The organism is Alkalihalophilus lindianensis (assembly GCF_032843265.1).
Classification (GTDB): Bacteria; Bacillota; Bacilli; order Bacillales; family Bacillaceae_D; genus Alkalihalophilus; species Alkalihalophilus lindianensis.
The window spans coordinates 1-282 of record NZ_JAWJBA010000194.1 but is presented as its reverse complement, the minus strand read 5'-3'; the positions used below and the strand labels follow the sequence as shown (position 1 = coordinate 282).

Genomic DNA, 282 nt, shown 5'->3' with positions numbered 1-282 from the left:
CTTTGATGGCAGTGACAATGATGTGTTCTAATTCGGTTTGCGGCATTACTTTGCTGACTCGTGGGTAAAGGACATCAAGAGTGATGATTGCCTTCGCTCCCGAATCCTTCAACTGATATTCCAGCTCACGTTCCGTATACAATGGATTCGTTTGAACGACGATTCCTCCGGCCAACAGTACAGCAAAATAGCCAATGACAGCCTGGGGCGTATTTGGAAGCATGATGGCGACACGATCGCCTTTTTTAATACCTATGTTTGCTTGCAGATAACCGGCAAAAC

General features: G+C 46.1%; 1 protein-coding gene. It reads right to left on the bottom strand.

Going from position 1 to position 282, the window contains the following annotated elements; translation table 11 throughout:
• Positions 1-282, bottom strand: a 282-nt coding sequence (locus RYX56_RS21890) for an AMP-binding protein (RefSeq protein WP_317124056.1), incomplete at both ends; no start/stop codon positions are given.